The organism is Veillonella parvula, from assembly GCF_047241225.1.
GTDB lineage: Bacteria > Bacillota > Negativicutes > Veillonellales > Veillonellaceae > Veillonella > Veillonella parvula_O.
In genome coordinates this window covers 1-23,434 of record NZ_JBKTIE010000002.1, presented here as the reverse complement: position 1 = coordinate 23,434, position 23,434 = coordinate 1, and the positions used below count along the sequence as shown (strand labels likewise).

The window sequence follows — 23,434 nt, the reverse complement described above, 5'->3', positions numbered from 1 at the left end:
AGCTTTTTTATATTTCCTTATAGAACGTGCATTTTTTCTGCTTCTCTATAGTCTTTTAGAACCGGACGTGGAGGCAATTTACCCATGAGGCTCACAATATAGATTGCGATAGAAGAGAAGATGAAGCCTGGCACAATTTCGTATAGGCCAAAGAATCCAAATTGTTTCCAAATGAGTACTGTCAAACCACCTACAACAATACCAGCGATACAGCCGTGACGCGTCATGCGCTTCCAGAACAAAGAGAACAAGATGGCCGGACCGAAGGCTGCGCCGAAGCCTGCCCAAGCATAGGCTACCATTGTCAAAATATAGCTGTCTGGGTCCATTGCCATATAGATGGCAATCAATGCCACTAGAAGTACTACGATACGGCTTACTAATACAAGCTCTTTATCGCTTGCTTTTGGATGGATGATATTAGCATAGAAGTCATTAGAAATAGCAGAGGCTGTTACTAATAATTGAGCAGATGCGGTACTCATAATAGCGGCCAATACAGCAGACCAGATAAGGCCTGCTACAAATGGAGTAAAGAGCCGTTCAGTCATGATGAGAAATATTGTTTCCGCATCAGTGCCTACTAACTTATCTGGCAGCATGTAAACATGACCGATGAGACCTACTGCAATAGCTGCCATAAGGGATAAGATAACCCATACCATGGCGATGTTCGTAGATTTTTTAAGTTCTTTCGCATCAGAGATAGCCATGAAGCGCACTAAAATGTGTGGTTGACCGAAGTAGCCAAGACCCCAACCAAGAGAAGAAATTAGGCCGATAGCCCAAGTAAACCAATCAGACGGATTACCAAACAAGCTAAGTCCTTGTGGGAACTCATGTTGGATGAGCTGGAATGTTTCTATAAGGCCACCCATGTACATGGCTGCTGTAATTGGTACTGCCAAGATGGCAAAGAACATTAATGCGCCTTGAATACAGTCTGTCCAAGATACGGCGAGGAATCCGCCAAGGAAGGTATAGAATACGACGATACCAGCTGTGATAAAGAGGGATACGGTGTAATCAAGACCGAAGATAGTATTGAACAATTTGCCCCCTGCCACGAAGCCTGATGATGTATAAATCAAGAAGAAAATCAAGATAAATAAGGCGGAAATGACAGCTACCGAATGAGACTGATCGTGGAAACGATTCTTTAAATAATCCGGTAAGGTCAAACTGTCACTGGCTACCTCGGTATGGTTGCGCAGGCGTCTAGAAACGAATTTCCAGTTGGCCCATGTGCCTAATGTGAGGCCTACGGCAATCCACACACCAGAAATCCCCGTAGTATACGCTAGGCCCGGCACACCCATGAGCATCCAACCACTCATATCTGATGCTTCCGCACTAAGTGCTGTAATCCATGGTCCTAATTGTCGGCCACCGAGGATGTAATCACCAATGCTGTTCGATTTACGATAATAGTAGACCCCGATATACATCATGAGTCCTAGATATAAGGCAAAGGCGATAATAATCATTAAGTTGTCTTGTGTCATGCCTATATAAGACCTCCTTAGGTTCTAGTTATATTCTATAGTATAGTAAATAATTTTTATTGTACCACATATTAGTACTTTAGAGGGTAAAAAATTGGTGATATCAATAAGATTCCTATATTAATTTAGGCTATATATTTTAGAGATACGCATTAGCTGATTACTTATGAAATCATATATTAATAAGCCCCATACCGAATGAAATATGATAAAATAAAAGAATGAAAAAACGATATTTCGTATTGAGTGTACGAAATATTTGTCAGTAGTAATCGAAATTAATACTTATATTTCTGGAACGTGAAAGGAGGACCCTATGGAACAACAGGTAGGCGGAAAACAAGATGTATCTAGACAACATCAAGTTGTGACGAAACAACAAGCATTGCGCATGTTGGAGACCTACTTTGGGTATACCTCCTTTAGACCAGCTCAAGAGGCTCCTATTGCATCCTTGTTGCGGAATGAAGATGTAATTGGAATCATGCCGACAGGGGCTGGGAAGTCTATCTGTTTCCAGATACCTGCGCTCTGTAAGGCGGGCTTGACTATTGTGTTTTCTCCTCTCATTTCTCTTATGAAAGACCAAGTGGATGGTCTCTTGGTGCAGAATATACCAGCAGCGCTCATCAATAGTACACTTACACAATCTGAGTTTAATAAGACCATGTACGAAGTACGTAGTGGTAAGATTAAACTCTTATATATTGCACCAGAGCGGTTGAGCTCTAATTTTTTCTGTAATGTACTGCGAGCGTTACCGATTGCTCAAGTCATTGTGGACGAGGCTCATTGTATCTCTGAGTGGGGTCATGATTTTAGACCGTCTTATCGCCTTATCGGTGAGTGGCTCAATTCATTGCCAAAGAGACCTATCGTGGGGGCTTTCACAGCGACGGCGACGAAATATGTAGAAAACGATATAAAAAAATTATTAGGCCTAGATAAGGCTAATGTATACGTGACGGGTTTTGATCGGCCTAATTTATCCTTCTCTGTTATCCGCACACCAAAGCGGATGGATTACGTTGTTCATTATGTGCGTCAGCACGCCAATGAAAATGGCATTATCTACTGTGCAACGCGCAAGGATGTAGATCGTGTGTATGAAAATTTAACCCGTGCGGGCATCAAGGTGGGACATTACCACGGAGGACTCAACGATGAGGTGCGCCGTGAAATGCAGAATGCCTACGCAGACGATAAATTGCAGGTTATGGTGGCGACGAATGCCTTTGGTATGGGTATTGATAAAAGCAATGTACGCTATGTACTACATTATCAAATGCCGCGTAATATGGAGTCCTATTATCAGGAGGCAGGACGAGCTGGCCGTGATGGGGCACCTGCTGAATGTATCTTGCTTTATAGTGGGCAGGATGTGCAGGTTCATAAGTATTTAATTGAACAGTCCATCGAAACGCCTGAGCGACAAGATGTGGAGTTACGCAAATTGCAGTCCATGATTGATTACTGTTTCTGCAGTAATTGCTTGCGTAAATATATGCTTAATTACTTTGGTGAAAGCACCGTTTGGACTACTTGTGATAATTGTAGCTCTTGTAAGGGTTCTGCTGATAAGGTCAATGTTACGAAAGAAGCAAAAGCTATTTTCCGTGCCATCATGGGCACCGATGAGCGATATGGGGCATCAATGATAACCTCTATCGTCCGTGGTGAGCGAACGGACCGGATTATGCGTGCTGGCCATGATGCATTGCTTGTCTTTGGCTTACTGAGCAATGTAGATGAAAAATCTATTAAAGGTCTTATTCAGCAGTTTGTAGCATCTGGCTACTTGCGCAGTTCAACGGGAAAATATCCTGTGTTATCCTTAACGGCTGGTGCCGAAGAAGTGTTAGCAGGTCGTAAAGAGGTAGAGGAAATCAGACAACATGTGTCTGTGCCTTCTCGCACTAGTAAGTCTGCTGCCTCTGTGGCACGAGGAAAATCCAGTCCTACATCGGGCGGTTTATTTGAACATTTGCGGCAACATCGCAAGCGCTTGGCTGAAGAAGCGGGCCTTAGACCATATCTTATCTTCCCTGATACAGTACTCATAGATTTGGCAAATTTACGACCTACTACATTAGGTGAGTTTGGCAATGTTAAAGGCGTAGGGGAAGCAAAATTGAAAAAATATGGACTTACCTTTTTGCAGGCCATTGCAGAATATAAGGGATGATAAATTTTACTGTATATATGGTAGTACCATATATTTTTTAGTATGATAGTACTATATATTTTAGTAAGATTATCAAGATATACGTTAGTATTTTTGCTTATTATAAATAGATCTAGGGGGATAAATGAGCTTAGCAGATACACAATACCTCGGTATTATTGAAAATATTTTAGATCAAGGCATTTATGGTCAAAATCGCACAGGAATCGCAACGTACAAATTGCCTCAACAAATTATGCAATTTGACTTGCAAGAGGAATTTCCAATTTTAACCACTAAATTTGTAGCTTTCAAAACAGCTGTAAAAGAATTATTGTGGATTTGGCAAATGCAGTCCAATGACGTGCGCAAATTACAAGAAATGAATGTGCACGTATGGGATGAGTGGATGCGTGAAGATGGTACTATCGGTAAGGCCTATGGATACCAAATTGCGAAGTATAAGCAATTAGACAAGCTCATCAAAACTATTAAAGAAGATCCTGATAGCCGCCGAATGATAGTAACCCTTTGGAATATTGAAGATTTAGATGATATGGCGTTGCAACCATGTGCGTATGAAACCTTATGGGATGTAGGGGATGGTTACTTGAACTGCATGCTCATCCAACGCAGTGGCGACATGGGGCTTGGCGTTCCGTTTAACACGGCTCAATATGCGGCATTACAATGTATGATTGCTCAAGTAACAGGTTTAAAGCCAGGTAAATTTACACATGTCATCAACAATGCCCACATCTATGAAAATCACGTAGATGCATTGCGTGAGCAATTAGCACGTCGCAATCAAGCGTTGCCTGCTCCAAAAATTATCGTGAATCCTGAGGTAAAAGACTTCTATGACTTCACACCAGAGGACATTACCTTAGATGGATATGAACATTTAGGTAAATTATCCATGACTGTTGCCGTATAGTATTAACCGAAAGAGGGCAGTATGTTAGCATTAATCGTAGCCGTAGCACATAATCGTGTAATCGGTAAAGATAATACTTTGATTTGGCATTTGCCAAATGATTTGAAATTCTTTAAGGAAAAAACAATAGGACATGTTATTATCATGGGCCGTAAGACCTTTGAAAGCTTACCGTTTTTGTTGCCAAATCGTGAGCATTGGGTAATTACTCGTGATAAAGGCTTTGATGCACCAGAAGGTGTTAAGATTTTCCATAACCCTGAGGCGGCTGCTGAAGCAGCACGTGCTCTTGATGGGGCCTACGTTATTGGTGGCGCTCAAGTATACGAAGCTTTTCTACCTTATGTAGATACTATGTATATCACTGAAGTGGACCACGAATTTGATGGGGATGCATTTTTCCCTGAATTCTCAGAGGATGCTTTCACCATCGAATCCGTAGTAGATGGCGCGGTGGATGAAAAGAACAAATATCCTCATCGTTTTGTAACCTATCGCAGAAAGGCATCTAAATGAGTGAAAGAATGTTTGCCATTATTGGCAGTGAATTAAATGTTAAGCCAAAGCAGGTGCAAGCTGCCGTAGAATTGTTGGACGAAGGCAATACGGTGCCATTTATTGCGCGGTATCGTAAAGAGGTAACGGGCGAATTGCAAGATGAGCAATTGCGCACCATTGAAGAACGCATTAAATACTTGCGCAACTTAGAAACACGTCGCCAAGAAATCATTGCTTCTATTACAGAGCAAGAAAAGATGACAGACGAGTTGATGAAGTCTTTGGAAGCTGCTACAAAGCTACAAGAGTTAGAAGACCTGTACTTGCCATATCGTCCAAAGAAACGTACGCGTGCTATGATTGCCCGCGAACGTGGTTTAGAACCATTGGCTGATATGATTATCAACGATACGGTTACCTCTGGAGATCCGTTAGAGATTGCAAAAGAATACATAACAGAAGAGGTTCCTATGCCAGAGGATGCCATACAAGGTGCTTCTGATATTGTAGCGGAAATCGTCAGTGATAGTGCAGACTTCCGGGCGTACTTGCGTAAGAAGATGTGGAATGAAGGCTTTATTCAAGCTGAATTGAGCGGTGAAGAGGAAGAACAACAACAATTCTTGCAATACGCTGAATATGCTGAGCCTGTACGTCAAATGTCGTCCCATCGTATTTTGGCGGTTAATCGCGGCGAAAAATTAGGTGCTTTGAAATTAGCTCTAACTGTACCAGGTGACACCTATGTTGCTTATATGTTACAAAAGTTAGAGAAAAATCCGAAGTCTATCTTCGCAGAGTATAAAGCGGCTGCTGTAGCTGATGCGTACAAACGTCTTATTTTCCCAGCTTTAGAGCGTGAAATCCGCAATGAATTGACGGAAAAAGCCGATGAGCAAGCTATCAAGGTGTTTGGTGTAAATCTCAAAAATCTATTGTTACAACCACCATTGGCCGGACATGTTATCATGGGCCTTGACCCTGGTTACCGTACTGGCTGTAAAATGGCGATTATCGATCAACAAGGCAATGTGCTCGATTACGGTGCGTACTATTTAACAAATAGTGAAAAGCTTCGCAAGGAAGCTCAAAAGGTATTGGCTGATAAAATCCGTAAGTTTAAGGTTACTCTTTTATCTATCGGTAATGGTACTGCATCCTATGAAACAGAGCAATTTGCGTCTACTATGATTGAAGAGGAAAAATTAGATTGCCACTATATCATTACTAATGAAGCAGGCGCATCTGTATACTCTGCATCTAAATTAGCTATCGATGAGTTACCAGATTTAGATGTAACTATTCGAGGTGCTGTATCTATTGCACGCCGTGTGCAAGACCCATTGGCTGAATCTGTTAAAATCGATCCTAAATCTATTGGCGTAGGTCAATATCAACATGACGTAAACCAAAAACAATTGACTCATACCTTGGATCAAGTAGTTGAAACTGTAGTAAATCACGTTGGAGTAGAGCTAAATACTGCATCTCCAGCTATCTTGCAGCATGTTGCTGGTATTTCTAGTGCGGTGGCTAAAAATATTGTTGCATACCGTCAAGAGAATGGTGTGTTTAAAAGCCGTAAGGAATTGTTAAAAGTGCCTCGTTTAGGCCCTGCAGCCTTTACACAATGTGCTGGTTTCTTGCGCTTACAACACGGTAAAAATCCACTCGATAATACATCCGTTCATCCAGAGTCTTATGAATTGGCAGAGCGCATCATTGGTGAATTAGGCTTTACCTTAAAAGATTTACAAGATAAATCTCAATTAGAAGCATTGCAAGTAAAATTACCTCTTGTGGATGCCGATAAAATGGCTGCCAAGCTTGATGCGGGCGTGCCGACTGTTCGGGATATCTTGGCGGCTCTTGCTAAACCAGGTCGCGACCCTCGGGAAGATTTACCGGCTCCATTGACCAGAAAACACGTAGTGAGCCTTGAAGATATCAAGGTCGGTACCGTTGTAAAAGGTACTGTTCATAACGTAGTTGATTTCGGAGCTTTTGTAGACTTTGGGCTTAAAACGAATGGTCTATTACATCGCAGCGAGCTTTGCAATAGCCGTCAACATCCATCTGATGTACTTGCGGTAGGTGATATTATCGAAGCGCAAATTATTTCTGTTGATGTAAAACGCAATCGTATCGGTTTATCTGTAAAAGCATTGCAACCGGAAAAGTCGAAGAATAACGATAATAACCATAATAGAAATAACAACGGTCAGCGTCGAAATAATGATAACCGAAATAACAACCGTAATAATGGCGGACGTCAAAATGATAATCACAATAATGGCTCTCGTAATAATGGGAATCGTCGAAACTGATAATTTCTTAGAAGGCTAGTTAATCTATATTAATAGATTTTAAATGAAACTCATTCTTGACTAAAAGTCATTATACGAAAAACCGCACCCTCTATGGTTTTAGAGGGTGCGGTTTTTCTATATAACTAAAATCTATGCATATTAATGCAGAACAGATATATCGAAAATGGTATATCTAATTGAAAATTTTAGATATAAGGAGTATGATGTAATCACAGAGGGGAAATTCCTAAATCATATTCCTAAAGAGGAGGTAATGCAATGAGCTTGAACCTTAAAGAAAGATATGGACTTTTAATTAATAATGAATGGGTAAAGGCATCTGACGGTGCTGAATTCAATGTATATAACCCTGCTAATGGCGAACAACTCGCTATCTGTGCAGAGGCTACATATGGCGATGTTGATAAAGCTGTAGAGGCTGCAACAGAAGCTTTCAAAACGTGGAAAAACGTTTCTCAAGTAGAACGTGCTGACTATTTATTGAAAATTGCGGATGCTATCGATGCTCACAAAGAACATTTGGCACAAGTTGAAACATACGACAATGGTAAGCCAATCCGTGAAACATTGAACGTGGATATTCCACTTGGGGCGGACCATTTCCGTTACTTTGCAGGCGTGCTTCGTTCCGAAGAAGGCTCTGCACAAGTATTTGACGAAAATACATTGAGCCTTATCGTTCGTGAACCAATTGGGGTTGTAGGCCAGGTAGTACCTTGGAACTTCCCATTCCTAATGGCCGCTTGGAAATTGGCGCCAGCTCTTGCAGCAGGTTGTACAGTTGTAATCAAACCTTCTAGCCATACATCTCTTAGCCTTTTGGAACTAGGCGACATTTTGAAAGAAATCTTGCCTCCAGGCGTTGTAAATATCGTAACAGGTAAAGGTTCTAAATCCGGTCAATATATCCTTGATCATCCTGGTTTTAGCAAACTTGCTTTCACAGGATCTACAGAGGTAGGTCTAGATGTATATAAAGCAGCATCTGAACGCTTGATTCCTGCCACATTGGAATTAGGTGGTAAATCTGCGAATATCTTCTTTGAAGATGCGAACTGGAAACAAGCTCTTGATGGGGCAATGCTCGGCATCCTCTTCAACCAAGGCCAAGTATGCTGTGCAGGTTCCCGTATCTTCGTACAAGATACAATTTACGATAAATTCGTAGCTGAACTAGCTGCACTATTTGATAAGGTGAAAGTTGGTTTGCCTTGGGATCCATCCACTCAACTTGGTTCTTTGATTTACGAAGCACAAGTTGAAAAAGTACTTAGCTATGTAGACCTTGCAAAAGAAGAAGGTGCTCGCATTGTAGCCGGTGGTGTGCGTGTTACTGATGGTGAACTTGGTAAAGGTTGCTTTGTAAGACCTACACTAATCGCAGATGCTACAAATGATATGCGCGTAGCTCGCGAAGAAATCTTTGGTCCTGTAGCCGTTGTCATCAAATTCCACAGCGAAGAAGAAGTTATAGAACAAGCAAATGACAGCTTATACGGCCTTGGCGGTGGCGTATTTACTCAAAACATCAACCGTGCTATCCGCGTAGCTCGCGGTATCGAAACAGGTCGTATGTGGGTAAATACATATAACTCTATCCCTGCAGGCGCTCCATTTGGCGGTTATAAACAATCCGGTATCGGACGTGAAACTCATAAAGTTATCCTTGAGCACTACACTCAAATGAAAAACATCATCGTAAACTTGAGCGATAAACCATCTGGTTTTTACGATTTAGATTAATAACATATAAACTTCTCCGATGAACTATAATAAAGGGGCACCTCGAATGAGGTGCCTCTTTTACTAATATTGAGATAGACGGAATATTTTTCTATACTCTTTTGGTGCATCAGAACCATCAGAAGGTTTTATAATAACTCTAATATATATATCTTCTTTGAAATCTGGATATGTTGCAGCATATTCTTTGCAGAATTGATCCATACGATTGTAAAAGTTTATTACATCTTGATTTTGTATAGCCGAATAGGGGATAGGCATTTCAATATACAAAGAAGATGTATCATATGTTCCATAGGATAACTCCTCTGATGTTAGATAGTTTTTCATTAATGGGAATGCAGTTATCAGCGGAATGTTGGTTATCAACATTCGATCAACTTGTGGTACAACAGGTGCAGAGGTATGCAAGGCTTCAGATATTTCAATGGGCATTTGTGGATATTTGTCAAAGGTGACTTGCCATCTATTGTTCCTATGAGATTCCAAGTGATATGTTAGATTAGGATAATCCTCATTTATATATTGTTGTACTTCATCTTTACTATAATGTGAGAGAAGATGACAACCCGTTGTTAGTATGAGGGATAGTATAATCAGTGGTAATAATATAAATCGTTTTAGGGTAAAAGATTTCATTGTATATTCCTTTTATACTACTTTAGGAAGTTTAGTAAATCGTAATTGCTTAACAGGTATTGTTTAATTTATTGGCGGAATTTTGGAGTACATTTTGGAGTACATTATTTTAATTATATTATATCTAAATTAAATGTTTACTCATATAGCTGATTTAATACCACACACCTCTCAATAAATCATAATAAAGAAGTAGCCCGAAAGAGGTGTCTTTTTTGTACTTAACAATAGTCTATTATATGTAAAAGTATAGTGTATGTTATAATTGTAGCCATATAAAATCGTGTTATTTATAGAGGGCTATTATGAATTTAAAGAGAGTAATTAAATGGATTGGATATATTGTTGGCATAATAGTAGTGCTTTATATACTCATATTGGGAGTATTGATATATTTCTTGGCAAGTGGTGACTTTAAAAATAGTTTGATTTATTTAAGTGATCTTAAAGAGAGTGGATTATATTATGGCAATGAAAACCGTAAGATTGCTGATAATGTAGTTGCTGTTCATGAGGTGGATAATAAACTTTATTACATAACGTTAGACGGTATTGGTATTTTTGATGAAAATGTAAGTTTACTAGATGCTTGGAATAAAAATCTTAATAAATATAATACTTTCATTCCTCGGATAGATTCTAAAGAAACACAATTTAATGTAAGTCTTGATCAGTTATACCCTAATATTTCTAGTCTTGATGAAAGTGATAGAGATATATGGCATGAGATCTTTTATGATAGTGAGAAACGATATACAGGTCCAAACGCTGGATATACTATAAAGTTACCTTTCTATGTATCGTATAGAAAGGAAGACTTGATTAAGCATAATGATATAGTAGATCTTTCTACAGGGACTATTATTGGTGAGTATGGATGTGAGCATATTTTAAGAAATAATGCTTATTATAACTTTGAATTCGGGAAATTGACTAAAATTGATTTCTATCAGAAGGCTATATATAGCTATTATTCTGATAATCTTGATATAGGTCGGTTTAGCAAGAATAATGCAGGTGATGAGAGATATGAATCTTATGCACGAAATGAGTTAAATAAAGTAAGAACGAAAGACATAGAGGTATTAACTAATTTACTAAATCAACGATTCATCGTGTTTAATTCCTTTAACGAGTTTTCTGATTTTGATAAAATTACCTTTGAAGCATTAACCATTGATGCGATTAAAAATCGAAAGGCTTTACAATTAGGGCCGTTAGAAAATCAAACCCTACAGCAATACTTAAGTAAATAGAATACATACATAGTGAAGCGTATATGTACTGAATGAAAGTAATGCGTAATAAACTTATCCGTAAAGTATAGTTGAGGAGCATTTCATGGATCTGTTTCAAATAAGTAAAATGTTAAACATAAATGATTTACAAGAATTTCTATTTAGAAAATGGTCAAAGGACAGGATAAACTATGATTCATTTTGATTATCTATTAATTATAGGAATATTGCTTAGTGTTTTGCTTTTTCTTTTGGTTGGCGTATTTTACTATAGTAAATCTAAACTTTTAAAGGGACTCAATATTTGGTTTTTAATAATACTTAGCGTTTTATTAAGTTATTTATTATATCCCTTATATGAATTGACAGATTATAGAGAAGAATTTACGTCAGTAGTTATTATCTCTGCGATAATTATTAAAGTAATTATCAATTTATCTATATTTATGATAGCGGATAGAATAACAACAAAATGGATTTCTAAATTACTATTAATTATATGGGTTGTTCTTGTTGAATGCTTGTATATGCCTATTTATTTGTCATATCTTGTTTTGTTATGTGTATCAGGTGGAATTGTGTTGATTGAACATTTTAAGGGGAAAAGAAATCCTATTTAGCTTAGATTCAGAATTACTTTTATAGCGCTCGCCCTCGAAATATGATATACTACTTAAATGCGCATAGTTCGTGCGCGATAGGAGGAAACACATTTAGATGTTAGAAAAATTTGAACAATTAATGATTAGCGAACCTGTTCTAAGAGCGTTAAACGATATGGGCTTTGAAGAGCCTACGCCAATTCAACAGGAAGCTATCCCAGTTGCCATGAGCGGTAAGGACATGATCGGTCAAGCTCAAACAGGTACTGGTAAGACAGCAGCATTTGGCTTGCCTGTATTGGAACGCGTAGACGGGAATGAGCGTCACGTTCAAGTAGTTATTTTATCCCCTACACGAGAATTAGCTATTCAAGTAGCTGAAGAGCTTAACAAAATGGCTCAGTACACGAATATCACAGCACTACCAATCTACGGTGGTCAAGATATTAATCGTCAGTTCCGTGCCTTGAAAAAGAACCCTCAAATCATCGTTGCCACTCCTGGCCGATTGATGGATCATATGGATCGTGGTTCTATTAAATTTGACCATGTGAAAGTTGTGGTATTGGACGAAGCCGACGAAATGTTAAATATGGGCTTTGTTGATGATATCAATAAAATCTTGGGTGCTATCCCAGAAGACCATCAAACATTGTTGTTCTCTGCTACGATGCCTAAAGCTATCCAACAATTAGCTGAAACATATTTGACAGAGCCAACATTGATTCGCATGAAACCGACTCAAGTTACGATGGACTTGATCGAACAATACTATATCGAAGTGCAAGACCGTCAAAAATTCGATGTTCTTTGTCGTTTGTTTGATATCCAAACACCTGAACTTGCTATTATTTTCACGCGTACGAAACGTCGTGTTGATGAAGTGACAGAAGGTCTTAAGAAACGTGGTTACATGGCGGAAGGCATCCATGGCGATTTGTCTCAACAAAAACGGGACAGCGTAATTCGCCAATTCCGCGAAGGTACCATTGATATTCTCGTGGCTACAGATGTGGCAGCTCGTGGTCTTGATATTTCTGGCGTATCTCACGTATATAATTATGATATGCCTCAAGATCCTGAAAGCTACACACACCGCGTAGGTCGTACAGGTCGTGCCGGTAAAGCAGGTCAAGCTTTCACGTTCGTTATCCCTCGTGAAATGGAGCATTTACATGCTATCGAGCGTTTAACAAAACGTAAAATTGCACGTCGTCGTGCACCTTCATTAGGTGAAGTTCTTGAAGGTCAACAACGTTTGGCAATTGAAAGCCTCGTTGAAATGACAGATAATCTAGAAGCCTTGGCGCCTTTCAAATCTAGTGCTGAGGAATTGTTGAATGATACAGATTCCGTAACACTTTTGGCGGCAGCTCTTAAATTGTTAACAAAAGAACCAGATACTACTCCTGTAAATATTACAGAAGAAAAACCATTGCGTGTACGCCGTCGTCGTGAAAGTGGTCGTAGTGATCGTCGCCGTCGTGATGGTGATCGTCGTCGAGATGACCGCCCACGTCGCAGTCGCGATGATCGTAGAAGTGATCGTCGCAATGACCGTAAAGGTGACCGTCGCAGAGATGATCGTAAATCTGATCGTCCGCGTGGAGAGAAAAAAACTCGCCATCAAAGTGAAGGTTTTAAGCCTTACTTTAAAGACTAATAGGATGTGGATTGCTTCTGGGCAATCCACATTTTTTATTACTTAATAGTTAATACTATTTATCTTGATAAGTGTTGAGAATTTTGATATAATAAATAATAATTATTTCTTGTAAACGGTCGATAATGGCCTATGCCTTATAGATTTCCAAGTGGAGAAAGGTAGATTATTATGGATATCGCACAAATTTTGCGTAGTCAGGGGTTTAAAGTAACCCCACAACGTATTGCGATTTATGATGCTTTGCGTGGTCATCATGATCATCCAACAGCAGAGATGTTGTATCATACGTTGCGCCCAGAACATCCAAGCATGAGCTTGGCTACAGTGTACAAGACGATGGAGATTTTTGAAAAAATCGGTCTTGTTAAAATTCTAGAAGTTGGTGATGAGCGCGCTCATTACGACTGGGACACACAAGCTCATTCCCATATCCGTTGCATTCGTTGTAATAAGGTAGAGGATATGATGGGCATTGATTTGAAAGCTATCAAAACGATTGCTGATCAAGGTAGTGAATATCAAATCACAGGTCAACATATTACCTTTGAAGGTGTTTGCCCTGAGTGTGCAAAAAAAGAAAGTCATTAATAGATAACCCCTGTTGTTGAAGGGCTCCTTCACGGCAGGGGTTATATTAGTTATCATATATCTTTATCTATTAGTGTTATAGAATAGCTATAGTAACAAAAATAGCTATAAGCATAATACAATAGATATTAGAGTTAGGCGTTTTATAATTATAAAATTGTAGAAATCGTATAGTCATATATAGAGGAGTATTATGTTTGTAATAGGCAGTCACTTATCAATTAGCAAAGGTTATTTACATATGGGCAAGGAAGCGACTAAAATTGGGGGAAATACGTTCCAATACTTTACGCGCAACCCTCGCGGTGGTAGCATGCGAGCTCTCGATGTTGAGGATATGAATAACCTTAGTGTATATATGAAAGAACACAACTTTGGTACCTTGTTGGCCCATGCACCGTATACTTATAACCCATGTGCCGCCAAAGAGGATTTACGCGCTTTTGCGAAGCAATCTATGATGGAAGATTTAGAGCGTATGGAATATTTGCCAGGTCAAATGTATAACTTTCACCCTGGTAGCCATGTGAAGCAAGGCGTAGATCAAGGTATTGAATACATTGTAGAGTGTTTGAATGAAATCTTATTTCCAGGTATGAAGACAACAGTCCTCTTGGAAGTAATGGCTGGTAAGGGTACAGAAATTGGCTCTCGTTTTGAAGAAATTGCACGCATCATCGATGGCGTAAAACTAAAAGAGTACATGGGTGTGTGCGTTGATACTTGCCATATTCACGAAGGGGGTTATGATATCGTAAATAATCTCGATGGCGTTATTGACGAGTTCGATCGAATTGTAGGTCTTGATCGTTTGAAAGCCATTCATTTGAATGACTCTAAAAATCCTATGGGGGCCCATAAAGATCGTCATGAAAAAATTGGGGAAGGACATATTGGTATCGATGCTATTGCTCGCGTTGTAACACATCCTAAATTGACGAACTTGCCATTCTACTTGGAAACACCAAATGAATTGGACGGTTACGCAAAGGAAATTGCTATGCTACGCTCTATCGTAGAAAATAAATAATTAAAATACAGATGTTAATTTAGTTATATAATAAATATGTAGAATACCTGATGCTATACTAGTTATTGCAAACTCATAAAGTTATTAAAACTATTAAAGCTGTTAAAGCTATTAAAGCTATATAAAGCTATATAAAGTTATATAAAGCTATATAAAGTTATATAAAGTTATTGAATTTCCATAAACTTATGGGACTAAGAGATCGTTTTGGCATTTGAATACATACATTGTGTAAGGTATAGGGAGAACTGGAAAGGGGGACAAAATGCGTTTTTTACATACTGCCGATTGGCATTTAGGGCGTATTTTTTATGGCCAGTACTTAACAGGGGACCAAGCTCATGTGTTGGAACATCAGTTTTTTAATATTTTGAAAGATGAAAACATCGATGGCATATTGCTTGCAGGGGATATTTTTGATAGAGCGGTGCCACCCATTGAAGCTATCGAATTGTGGGACTCCATCATCACTCGTCTAGCTATGGACTACAAGGTGCCTCTCTTTGTGGTGAGCGGTAATCACGATGGGGCAGAACGTCTTGAAGTGGGGCGCTCTATGTTGGGCCAATCGGGTATCCATATTTGGGGCTCTCCTCATCACGCGTTGAAGCCTTTTGAATTTGAAGGGACAGATGGCAAGGTGGCAATTTGTCCTATGCCTTTTAGTGAACCCCGGCGCATAGGGGAGGCTTTATTTGCTGATGTAGAGTCTACTAATACAGAAACTGCCAATATTGAAATTGCTGACATAGTAACACCGTGTTATGAACAAAATTGCGAAAGCGCTTTGAATCTGCACAATTATGACCAAATGTATCAGGCTTGGAGTAATTACTTGTATAAACAAGTGCCTAAGGGGATGCGCAGTATCGCCATTAGCCATGCCTTTGTTATGGGCGGTGAAGTAGGGGGCTCAGAGCGTACCTTGTCTGTAGGTGGCAGTGAACAGGTAAATCCTCAAGCCTTTAAAGATTTTCACTATACTGCCTTGGGACATTTGCATGGGTCTCAACGAATGGGTGCAGATTGTATTCGCTATAGTGGCTCTCCATTAAAGTATTCCTTTGATGAACATATGCAAAAGAAGTCTTTCACCATCATTGATATGGATACAAAGGGGACCGTAGATATTAGTACAATTCCTGTAGAGGTGAAGCGAGATGTAGTCATTTTGGAAGGATATTTTGAAGACCTGTTAAATGATAAAGTATTACAGGCTAAACATAGGGATGATTATGTGCAAGCTCGTTTACTTGATACGATGCCGATTATGGATGGAATGGCTAAACTGCGCCAGGTATATCATCGTTGTATGACCATTGATCTAGTTGGTCGCATGGCAGGGCCTATAGCAGATATGGGTGAGGCAATTTTCAAAGAATTAAATGAACGGGATCTATTTAATCAATTTGCAGAAACTGTGTGGAAGGAACCTTTAACAGAGCAAGAACAGCAATATATCAACTCTGTATGGGACCGAATTCTTAAGGAGGACTAAATGAAGCCTATATCATTAACTATAGAAGCCTTTGGTCCGTATCGTGATTCGGTCACATTGGACTTTAACGAGCTCCAAGACCATTCCATGTTTCTCATCGCTGGCCCTACAGGGGCAGGGAAAACATCAATCTTAGATGCCATGGTGTATGCCTTGTATGGTGAGCCGAGTGGGGAAGTACGTAAAATAGATGCTATTCGCAGTGACTTTGCAGAACCTCATCGAATGACTCGTGTTGATTTCTCCTTTGCTATTGGCGATGCACAATATCGTGTTGAACGGTTACCGAAACAGATGGTAGCAAAGAAACGTGGTACAGGGATGCGTGAGCAGAATGCTAGCGCTACTGTATATGAAAAGAAAGATGGTGAGTGGAAGGTTATTGCCACCTCGGCTGCCGCCATTCGCGATACCATTCAGCAAATTATAGGCTTTCGCAAGGATCAGTTCTTACAAGTTGTGCTATTACCTCAAGGGGAATTCCGAAAGTTACTAGTGGCCTCTACGAGTGAACGTGAGGAATTACTACATACACTCTTTAGAACGGAACTATATAGGAAATTACAAGAAGCACTCAAGACTGCCTATGATGAAGCAAAGGCAGGTATTGAAGAAAATCTAACAAAGCAAACTGCCTTCATACAGTCCATCCCTCATGATGGAGCAACTCCAATGGTAACCATTGAGCATGTGCGTGAGTTACTAGCAAATCGGGGCCCACATCGAGAAGCTCTTGCTATAGATCGAGATGAGGCAGTAACCGTGGTAGAACAGTTTAATGTGCTCCGAAATCAATGGTCGTTATATAATCAGGCTCAACAATCTCTTGCTGAGGCTACTTCGAAACTTGAACTCATGAAAGCAAGGGAAACTGAGCGTGTAAATCTAAGCGAAAAGGTCCAGTTCCTTAACTCTTTGGCACCAACTCATGAATTATATAAACAATATATTGAGAAACAAGCTATATTAAAAACTTTAGAACAGGCCCTTTCAGATGCGAAAAAACATGTGGAACTAGCAACTCAACATGAGGCTAAATGTTTAGAGGTTTACAGTGGCTTAGAAGGTCAATCTGAAAGTATACAAGCTAAGAGAACTACCTTAGCTCAATTTCAACAACAAGCAGAGAAGTTTGACGAGTTAGATGTATTGAAAAAGAAATTCTCTACACTGCATAGTAGTTTAGAAGAATTAGATAGTAAAAAAAGCGAAGATGCCTTAGCTAAACAACGGGAGCTTGTAAAAACTTTAGAAAACGACTTAGGAAGTTTGCGTAAACAGTTACAAGATAATAACAAATCCTTAGAGAATATTACTGTTATTCAAGGGCAACTAAATGATTTACATAGATATTCTGAATTAATAGAGGAAATTAGTAAGGTACAAAAAGAAATCGATGATAAAGGTCAAACGTTAGCGTCTTTAGGTGAAACAGTGCAGGTTGTAAAGGTACATCTTGAACGATTAGAGCATCTAATGCAAGAAGGGCGTGCCTTTGAGCTAGTTCATCTAGTTGTAGCTAATGAGCCTTGTCCGGTCTGTGGCTCTACAGATCATCCACAGTTAGCGGCGAAGCCAGAGATTTATCCGACTAAGGATGAAATTGAAGAGGCTCGTAAAGCCCGTGACGTAGCACTACAAAAGCAAGCTAGCGAAGTGGGACAACAGAAAACCTTAGTTACTCGTCTTGATGAGTTAACTAAGCAAGTAGAGGCACAAGTTTCTACGCTAAAGTTATCTATGGACGGTTTTTCTGAGAAAAACTTTGCATCTGTTCAACAGGATTTGTTGGCTAAAATGGATCAACTCACAGCTTTACGTGGTGAGACTGAATTGTTAAGTAAAACTATAGCTGACAAGGAGCATAAGTTAAAAGTAGCTAGAGATAAGTTAGCAACTTTAGAGCTTGCCCATAATGAATTACTTAAAAATCTACACGATCTAGAGATTCGGATTAGCTCAGTACAGGCTAACATTGATGCTCTATCTAAAACTTTACCAACCACGGATATAGCTGCGTGGCAAAAACAGCTAGAGTCGTTAGATAGTGAGATTACGGTTTACGATGAGCAGGTGAAAGTTGGTAAAACTAATTTAGATGCTGCTCGAGAACAGTTGAATGCCAAACGCGGACGCTTAGAAACTTTGTCCTCTCAAGTAAAAGAAGAAACAAAAAATCTTAATTTGATGTATGAGAACTATACAAAGTCATTACAAGCCATTTCTTTAGGAGAGGATGATTTTGTAGAGGCTTTACGTGATATTAAAGAGATAGAGACCTATAGAACACAGCTGCATGCTTTGGATGAAGCCTTTAATAAAGCACAAGCTGTATATGATGCAGCGTTAAAGGTAGCAGAAACTGTGGTTAAGCCAAGTGAGACTGTTTCCGATGAAATCTATGCTACAGCAGTAGCGCATCGAGATACACTAGTAGGTAATCTTGCGGCATGGGATAAAGAAACAAAGCATATCGAAACTACGCTCACCTCATTAGAAACACTTGAAACTGCTATGGGCGAGGCTCGGGAAAAGGTGAAGTTCTTAAGCCGATTAAATGATCTCGCTAATGGTGGGGAGCAAGGCTTTAAAAATGTTACCTTTGAGCGTTATGTATTGGGGGCTATCTTAGATGAGGTCGTATATGCAGCCAATTTACGACTTCAGAAGATGAGTCGCAACAGATATTCCTTGGAAAGATCTGACTATACAGGTGGTGGTCGTGGCAAGCAAGGCCTTGATTTGGCAGTTATGGATGCTTTCACGGGGCAATCTAGACCGGCAAATACCTTGTCGGGTGGCGAAACATTCTTGGCCTCTATGGCGCTTGCCTTGGGATTAGCGGATGTTATTCAAAGCTATGCTGGTGGTATCCATATGGATACGATGTTCATCGATGAAGGCTTTGGCACGCTTGACCCAGATACATTGGAACTAGCTATGGAAACATTGGTACAATTGCAATCTTCTGGGCGCCTTATCGGTATGATTTCCCATGTACCTGAGTTAAAATCGCGCATACCTGCTCATTTAGAAGTTATTCGCGGTGACGATGGTAGTACGGCAAAATTTGTTATTAACTAGATATCATTAACTAGATATAGATTTGCCAAATGTGTTACTATAAAAAGAGGAGAATTCCTACAAAAACATCCTGTATTTACGAAGGGGGTTCTATGAAGTTTTCGTTTGCTCATAATAATATAAATGTTAAAGACCTTGATAAAAGTCTAGCATTCTATAAAGAGGCGTTATTGCTCGAGGAGTCTCGTCGTTTGGAAGACCCAAGCGGTGCTTTCACTCTCGTGTATTTAAAAAGTCCTTATACAGCACATGAATTAGAACTTACATGGTTGCGTGACTGGGATCGCCCTTATAATTTAGGGGATAATGAATTCCACTTAGCATTCTATGTAGATGACTATGAAGCGGCTCTTAAAAAGCATAAAGAAATGGGCGTTGTTGCTTATGAAAATGCTGATATGGGCATTTATTTCATAGCGGATCCAGATGGATATTGGACCGAAATCATTCCGACGGGGAAATATTAATGGAATATATGTTAACTCGTTTAGAGTGGTTGGTTGGTCCCAATAAAATCCAAACATTAAAGGACACGTCTATTGCACTCTTTGGTGTCGGTGGCGTAGGTGGTGGTGCCCTTGAGGCGTTAGTGCGAGCTGGTGTGGGGCGCATCGTCATTATTGATGGTGACTCCGTAGCGCCTAGCAATTTGAACCGCCAAATGATTACGACTCATGATACGATTGGGGCACGTAAGGTAGAGGTGGCAAAGGCGCGAGCTCTTTCCATTAATCCTGATGTGGTGATAGAAACCCATGATATTATGTATACTGAGGAAATCTATCCTGGATTTATTCAAAGCTTGAACGTTGATTATGTTATTGACGCCATCGATATGGTAACGGCGAAACTTAATATCATTGAGGTTTGTCAACGTGAAAGCATCCCTGTTATTTCTTGTATGGGCGGAGGTAATCGCTTTTACCCAGAAAAACTTATGATTGCAGATATCAATAAGTCTCATACATGTCCTTTGGCACGCGTTATGCGTCGGGAACTCAAAAAACGGGGTATAAAAAAACAATTAGTTTTATTTTCTACTGAAAAACCGACAAAACCACAGTTCCGTGGTGATGCCACAAGTCCTGGGACATGTAGTTTTGTGCCACCAGTGGCAGGTTTTATATTAGCAGCACATGTGTTGCGTACAATTTTGGAGGTACCTGAACAATGAAAAAAGCGAAAATCCATATGGCTGACGGCGGCGATATCGTAATTGAATTATTTGAAAAAGAAGCGCCTGGCACAGTACAAAACTTTATCGACTTGATTAACAAAGGCTTCTACAATGGCCTTCGTTTTCACCGTGTAATTCCTGGTTTCGTAGCACAAGGTGGTTGTCCTAATGGCAACGGTACAGGTGGTCCTGGCTATACAATTAAAGATGAATTAGTTGGCAATCCGCATAAACATGAGCGCGGTGCTTTATCTATGGCTCACCGTGGCCCTAATACTGGTGGTAGTCAGTTCTTTATTGTATATGAGCCACAACCTCATTTAGATGGTGTACATACTGTATTTGGTAAAGTCATTGAAGGTATGGATGTAGTTGATGGTATCCAACAAGGTGCTATCATGGAAACTGTAGAAGTAATCGAAGGTTAATCTCATGAATGAAGTATCTATTAAACATCCAGAATGGCTATATATCGATGTAAATGGTAAAACATCATATGGGTATGACCAAGAGTGGTTCACTGATGAGTGGCAACGCTTGTCTGGTTGTGGGCCTACATCGGCATCACAAGTATTGGGCTATTCGCTATTTAGGGATGGCTTATTAGATCTAGAAACCACATCCGACCAAACGCTTGCTTTAGAACGGATGAACTTAGTTTGGAAATATGTAAAGCCACGTTTTGGTGGTGGTGTTTATAAAACTCAATGGATGGAACGTGGTCTTACTCGCTTACTCGAGGATAAAAGCCTATCTTATGATGTACATATGTTGAATGTATCTCCGTTCTGTGCATCACGCGTAGAGGTGGAGGCTGCAGCTCAGTTTATACATGATGCATTGGCACAGGATGTGCCTGTAGCATTTTTAAATCGTCATAAAGGAAAAGAGAAGGCTCTCTATACCTGGCATTGGGTTCCGATTCACAAGATGTTTATGGACGGCGATGATATCCGCTGTGGCATCTTTGATGAAGGTGAAATTCGTGATTTCTCTTTGGCGAATTGGATGAAAGACACTATTTTAGGTGGTGGATTCTGTTACATTAGTCGCAAAGAGTAAGTAATAGAGCAATTAAAGTAATATACATACGCATCGCAGTGATTTGCGATGCGTATTGTAGTATAAATAGTAGGAGGTACTACATGAGTCAATGGATTACTGAGGAACAAACACCTCACTTACGTCTAAGCGCTGAAGCGGAAGAAGTGCTTTACTCTGGGGAATCTGAGTTCCAGAAAATTGAGGTTTTTAAATCAAAAGAGTATGGTATGATGCTCGCTTTAGATGGCGTGTTCCAAACATCTGAGCGTGAAGAGTTTATCTATCATGAAATGATGAGCCATATCCCTTTGTTCTTACATCCTAATCCTGAGCGCGTTTTGATTATCGGTGGTGGTGATGGTGGCGTAGCTAGAGAATGTGTACGTCATGATTGTGTAAAAGAAGTAACAATGGTTGAAATCGATGGTAAGGTTGTAGAGTTGGCAAAACAATATCTACCAACTATTGCTAAAGCTATGATTGAAAACCACCCTAAATTGACTGTAAAAATTGGTGATGGTATTGGTTTCATGGCAGAAGCAGAAGATTACTATGATGTAATTATCGTGGATTGTTCCGATCCAATCGGTCCTGGTGAAGGCTTATTTACAGAAGAATTCTATAAGAATACATTAAAAGCTTTGAAAGCTGATGGCTTGTTTGTACAACAAACAGAATCTCCGATGTTACATCAACCATTAGTGGAAAAAGTTTTTGGTTACGTTAATAGCCATTTCCCAATTGCTCGCTTATATACAGCTTTTATTCCAATCTATCCTGCAGGAATGCATTGTTTTACATTGGGTTCCAAAACATTTGATCCTCTAACATGGACTCCAAACCGTGAACAAAACTTTGAAACTAAGTATTATAATGCAGATATTCAAAAAGCTGCTTTTGCATTGCCAAATTTTGTAAAAAATTATTTGCCAACTAAGTAAATAATATGTATAATGGGGAAGCACCATTTGTGAAACGAAAGTTTCCGATAGTGCTTCCTTATTTATATGGGGATTAAAGGGCTTATATTAGAGATAACACAATTAAAAGTTTCGTTTGTAAAAATTAATGAAATTGAGAAAAAGGTGTTGACACAAATCTCTAGAAAAGATATAATTCTCTTTGTTACGAAGACAATGTCTTCGATACCTACAAGGTGGTGGGTATGGTGAAGCGGTTAACACGGCGGATTGTGGCTCCGTTACGCGTGGGTTCGATCCCCACTACTCACCCCATAACCTACACATCGTAATCACTGTAGGGGTGTCGCCAAGTGGTAAGGCAACGGACTTTGACTCCGTTATGCGCTGGTTCGATCCCAGCCACCCCTGCCAACATGACTCACTAGCTCAGTTGGCAGAGCACCTGACTTTTAATCAGGGTGTCCCGCGTTCGAGTCGCGGGTGAGTCACCAAATTAAAACTCACAAACTTCGGTTTGTGAGTTTTCTATCTCTATTTTTAGAGATTTTGGTTATGATTGTGAGTATAAATTTAATCAAAAATCGGTTGAAAAAATCTTTGGAAAAGAGGTTGACGATTTAAGGTTAGATTGATATACTATACAAGTCGTTAGGGCGCAGAACTAACGTAACAGATCTTTGAAAACTGAACAATGATAGGTAATCAATCAAAACGATTGAACATATGCCAGAGTGCGGGTTTTGACAAAGTCAAAACCAACCATAATTC

The 23,434-nt window shown here is 39.6% G+C and carries 19 protein-coding genes and 3 tRNA genes; 20 read left to right on the top strand and 2 right to left on the bottom strand.

The genetic code is table 11. The features are described from left to right. Positions 1-17 precede the first annotated feature (17 nt). On the bottom strand, positions 18-1,505 hold the full coding sequence (putP, locus tag ACLRYO_RS03500; protein ID WP_105086975.1) for a sodium/proline symporter PutP: 1,488 nt from the start codon (positions 1,503-1,505) through the stop codon (positions 18-20). A gap of 316 nt (positions 1,506-1,821) precedes the next feature. Between putP and recQ the strand changes: the two genes are divergently transcribed. The 5 genes from recQ to ACLRYO_RS03475 all read left to right on the top strand — a co-directional run bounded on the left by recQ (position 1,822) and on the right by ACLRYO_RS03475 (position 9,177). Continuing rightward, on the top strand, positions 1,822-3,690 hold the full coding sequence (gene recQ, locus ACLRYO_RS03495) for a DNA helicase RecQ (RefSeq protein ID WP_077707592.1): 1,869 nt from the start codon (positions 1,822-1,824) through the stop codon (positions 3,688-3,690). 124 nt (positions 3,691-3,814) lie between these two features. After that, entirely contained in the window at positions 3,815-4,606 is a 792-nt protein-coding gene (locus ACLRYO_RS03490) for a thymidylate synthase (RefSeq protein WP_278618674.1), read from the top strand. Between the two features lie 21 nt (positions 4,607-4,627). Then, complete coding sequence (locus ACLRYO_RS03485) at positions 4,628-5,122, top strand: dihydrofolate reductase (protein ID WP_077707591.1); 495 nt, start codon at positions 4,628-4,630, stop codon at positions 5,120-5,122. After that, complete coding sequence (locus ACLRYO_RS03480) at positions 5,119-7,431, top strand: Tex family protein (protein WP_413084678.1); 2,313 nt, start codon at positions 5,119-5,121, stop codon at positions 7,429-7,431. Before ACLRYO_RS03485 ends, ACLRYO_RS03480 begins: the two co-directional genes overlap by 4 nt. 261 nt (positions 7,432-7,692) lie before the next feature. After that, positions 7,693-9,177 carry an aldehyde dehydrogenase family protein gene (locus ACLRYO_RS03475; RefSeq protein WP_278457981.1) on the top strand — a complete coding sequence of 495 codons (1,485 nt, stop codon included), beginning with the start codon at positions 7,693-7,695 and terminating at the stop codon, positions 9,175-9,177. Positions 9,178-9,240: 63 nt separating this feature from the next. On the opposite strand, the gene ACLRYO_RS03470 is transcribed toward ACLRYO_RS03475, so the two are convergent. Then, positions 9,241-9,816: a hypothetical protein gene (locus tag ACLRYO_RS03470; protein ID WP_278457980.1), complete on the bottom strand. Its 576-nt coding sequence runs from the start codon at positions 9,814-9,816 to the stop codon at positions 9,241-9,243. Positions 9,817-10,121: 305 nt separating this feature from the next. On the opposite strand from ACLRYO_RS03470, the gene ACLRYO_RS03465 reads away from it, so the two are divergent. From ACLRYO_RS03465 to ACLRYO_RS03395, 15 genes are all read left to right on the top strand, one after another. Next, entirely contained in the window at positions 10,122-11,072 is a 951-nt protein-coding gene (locus ACLRYO_RS03465) for a hypothetical protein (RefSeq protein WP_278457979.1), read from the top strand. A 173-nt stretch (positions 11,073-11,245) separates the two neighbouring features. After that, positions 11,246-11,674: a phosphatase gene (locus ACLRYO_RS03460; RefSeq protein ID WP_278457978.1), complete on the top strand. Its 429-nt coding sequence runs from the start codon at positions 11,246-11,248 to the stop codon at positions 11,672-11,674. A gap of 97 nt (positions 11,675-11,771) precedes the next feature. After that, a complete protein-coding gene (locus tag ACLRYO_RS03455) occupies positions 11,772-13,319 on the top strand; it encodes a DEAD/DEAH box helicase (RefSeq protein WP_024061602.1) in 1,548 nt (515 codons plus the stop codon). Positions 13,320-13,490: 171 nt separating this feature from the next. Continuing rightward, complete coding sequence (locus tag ACLRYO_RS03450; RefSeq protein ID WP_004695325.1) at positions 13,491-13,910, top strand: Fur family transcriptional regulator; 420 nt, start codon at positions 13,491-13,493, stop codon at positions 13,908-13,910. A gap of 193 nt (positions 13,911-14,103) precedes the next feature. Continuing rightward, positions 14,104-14,940, top strand: coding sequence for a deoxyribonuclease IV (locus tag ACLRYO_RS03445; RefSeq protein ID WP_024061601.1), 837 nt, complete (start codon positions 14,104-14,106; stop codon positions 14,938-14,940). Positions 14,941-15,205: 265 nt separating this feature from the next. Further along, positions 15,206-16,438 (top strand): exonuclease SbcCD subunit D, encoded by a 1,233-nt coding sequence (locus ACLRYO_RS03440; RefSeq protein ID WP_156696939.1) that lies wholly within the window; start codon positions 15,206-15,208, stop codon positions 16,436-16,438. Beyond that, positions 16,439-19,522 (top strand): AAA family ATPase, encoded by a 3,084-nt coding sequence (locus ACLRYO_RS03435; RefSeq protein WP_156696940.1) that lies wholly within the window; start codon positions 16,439-16,441, stop codon positions 19,520-19,522. A gap of 92 nt (positions 19,523-19,614) precedes the next feature. Further along, complete coding sequence (locus tag ACLRYO_RS03430; protein ID WP_004696890.1) at positions 19,615-19,989, top strand: VOC family protein; 375 nt, start codon at positions 19,615-19,617, stop codon at positions 19,987-19,989. After that, positions 19,989-20,696 (top strand): ThiF family adenylyltransferase, encoded by a 708-nt coding sequence (locus ACLRYO_RS03425; protein WP_060919884.1) that lies wholly within the window; start codon positions 19,989-19,991, stop codon positions 20,694-20,696. Before ACLRYO_RS03430 ends, ACLRYO_RS03425 begins: the two co-directional genes overlap by 1 nt. Then, positions 20,693-21,127 (top strand): peptidylprolyl isomerase, encoded by a 435-nt coding sequence (locus ACLRYO_RS03420; RefSeq protein WP_004695336.1) that lies wholly within the window; start codon positions 20,693-20,695, stop codon positions 21,125-21,127. The genes ACLRYO_RS03425 and ACLRYO_RS03420 overlap by 4 nt, the downstream gene beginning before the upstream one ends. A gap of 4 nt (positions 21,128-21,131) precedes the next feature. After that, positions 21,132-21,761, top strand: coding sequence for a hypothetical protein (locus tag ACLRYO_RS03415; protein WP_004695338.1), 630 nt, complete (start codon positions 21,132-21,134; stop codon positions 21,759-21,761). 83 nt (positions 21,762-21,844) lie between these two features. Then, positions 21,845-22,684 (top strand): polyamine aminopropyltransferase, encoded by an 840-nt coding sequence (gene speE / locus ACLRYO_RS03410; protein WP_004695340.1) that lies wholly within the window; start codon positions 21,845-21,847, stop codon positions 22,682-22,684. Between the two features lie 218 nt (positions 22,685-22,902). Next, positions 22,903-22,978: transfer RNA gene (locus ACLRYO_RS03405), tRNA-His, on the top strand. A 24-nt stretch (positions 22,979-23,002) separates the two neighbouring features. Beyond that, a tRNA-Gln gene (locus ACLRYO_RS03400) sits at positions 23,003-23,077 on the top strand. 4 nt (positions 23,078-23,081) lie between these two features. Then, a tRNA-Lys gene (locus ACLRYO_RS03395) sits at positions 23,082-23,157 on the top strand. Positions 23,158-23,434 lie beyond the last annotated feature (277 nt).